General features: G+C 36.9%; 2 protein-coding genes. Both read left to right on the top strand.

Annotation, left to right across the window (positions count from 1 at the left end; all coding sequences use genetic code 11):
- A partial coding sequence (locus Q0L68_RS19560) for a HupE/UreJ family protein (RefSeq protein WP_296705926.1) occupies window positions 1–724 on the top strand: 724 nt, incomplete at its 5' end.
- A gap of 11 nt (window positions 725–735) precedes the next feature.
- On the top strand, window positions 736–2,515 hold a 1,780-nt coding region (locus Q0L68_RS19555), incomplete at its 3' end, for a condensation domain-containing protein (RefSeq protein WP_296705925.1).

Here is a 2,515-nt window from a genome sequence, read left to right as displayed (position 1 = left end):
GACTTCCTCTCCAAACCAAACACTTGACATTGAAGAAGGATCAATACTTACTGGATTTTTAGCAATGGTTAAATCTGGTATTTATCATATTTGGATCGGGTTGGATCACATCCTTTTCTTAATTGCTTTGCTGATTCCATCGGTAATTGTTTTCAGACCTAAAACCGATCCTAAAAAACGTTGGTTAGGAATCAAATACACAAATTTTGATCCAGAACCTAGCTTTAAAGCGGCATTTATTTCGGTCGTTAAAATCATCACAATTTTTACGTTGGCGCACTCGGTCACACTTAGTTTAGCTGCGCTAGACCTAATTAACTTGCCATCCAGATTGGTAGAATCAATTATTGCCATTTCAATTGCCATGGCAGCATTTCACAATATTGTGCCATTTTTAAACAAACGGGAGTGGCTAATTATTTTGGTATTTGGTCTCTTCCATGGATTTGGATTTGCTTCAGTTTTGGCGGAGCAATCAAGAGGAGGGGAGTACCTGGTTTATTCCTTGGTAGGTTTTAATTTGGGAGTAGAAATTGGTCAACTTGGAATAATTGTCCTTGCCTTTCCGCTTCTTTTCTTGATCAGTAGACTCAAGCAATATAATGTCATTGTGGTTGGATTCTCGCTTTTATTAATGGCAATTTCGGCTTATTGGATAATCGAAAGAGCCTTCGGTTATGATTTGAAACTTCATACTTGGTTGCTCGAAAAAGGAATCCTTTAGTAGATTAGAGTATGGAAGGAAATTCGGATGATCTTCTTGATCAGTGGCTTAATTTAAACGAACAGGAACAAAATGGAGAAAATTTAGCGGAGGAGCAGATTCCCAAAGCTATCCCATCCGACTATTATCCACTTTCTGTAGCTCAGGAAAGACTTTGGTTTGTTTATCAAAAGAATCCTGAAAGTGCTGTCTATAATTATTCCGAAATCTGGAATTTCCAGGAATCCTCTTTTGATCAAGAGATTTTCATCAAAACACTGGAAAATCTAGTTGCCAAGCATCAGGTTTTGGCAAGTAACTATGTTATTTTCCAAGAAGAGCCCGTTATGGTTTTTCGACGGGAAAAGAGTTTTGATCTTCAAATTGCAAAAGGAATTCAAAGCAATTCAGAGGCAAGAAACTGGCTTAAACAATTGGCTAGTCAATCTTTTAGATTAGAGACAGATCCTTTGATTAGAGTAGGGGTTTGTGAACTTGAAAACAATCAATATTCTATAGGAATTACCTTTCATCATATTATTATCGATGCCTGGTCAATGGGGATTTTGAGGGAAGATTTTGCCGAAATCTATGCTGCGATCTCTAAGAATAACCAAAACTTCAACTTTACTGGGAACCAGACAGATTTACAATATCAGGATTATACCAGCTGGCAAAAAGGGCTTCCAAAAGAAGAGCCTACCTTTAATTCAACTCAGACTTTATTGGATTCTTTTTTAGATCTTCCGCTGGATTATCCAAGACCGGCAAGTCCAAGCTACAAAGGGAATTTAATCCGCTTTTCTCTTCCAAAAAATTTAACTGAAAAAGTAGGAAAGCTTTTAAAAAACTATCAAACTACTGATTTCAACCTATTTCTTACCTGTTTCCAGATTTTGCTCGGGAGGTATTCGAAAAGCGAGGAAGTAACAGTAGGAATACCCGTATTGAATAGAGATAAAGAAGAATTTAAATCCATTGTCGGGTATTTTGTAGATACGCAGGTAATAGGAGCTAGTCTTGAGAATAACAAGCTTTTTAATGAACTGCTAAAGGAAGTAAAAAATGATGTTTTAAAGGCTATTTCCTCCCAAAAACCAAGCTATGAGAACTTGGTCAGTAATTCCCCTAAAATAAAGGATCAAAGCTATAATCCTCTATTTCAAGCCATGTTTGTAGGTCATTCTGCCGGAGAAAACCCATTTAAAAATCATGGCCTTTCTGTAGATTTTGAGGTACTGGATTTAGATGTCTCAAAATTTGATTTGACGCTGCATCATTTTGGTTTAAAAAAGGGAGTTTATCAAATCGGAATAGAAATCAACACGGATTTATTTTGTCCTGTTTTTGCTGAGCGACTTAGTGTACATTTTGCTACGCTTTTAAATAGTATCTGCGAGAATCCAAGCTTACCTATTGAATCCTACTCTTTGATTTCAGAAGAAGAGAATCAATATCTTACGTCAGGTCTTAGCCACGATTTCAAGCCAGAAATCGAAGGGACTGTACTAACTGAGATCCTTGAGAATCTATCAAGAAATAAGGATAAGATTGCTGCTGTTTGTGGATCTGAGCGTCTCAGTTATGAAGTGCTTGATAAAAGAAGTAGAATTATAGCTGATGAATTAAGAAAACGATCTGCCGACCCAAATCAACCAATAGGAATCTACATGGAAAGGTCAGTGGATTTTCTGGTTTCCATTCTTGCTATTTTGAGATTTGGGGGAGCTTATTTGCCTTTGGATCCTGACTATCCAGATCAAAGAATTCTCCAATATCTCCAGGAATCTGGCGCTAATTATGTTCTTACTC

This window comes from Algoriphagus sp. (assembly GCF_024642405.1).
In the GTDB taxonomy this organism is placed as follows: Bacteria; Bacteroidota; Bacteroidia; order Cytophagales; family Cyclobacteriaceae; genus Algoriphagus.
The sequence above is the reverse complement of the archived record's forward strand: the minus strand, read 5'-3'. Positions and strand labels throughout refer to the sequence as shown.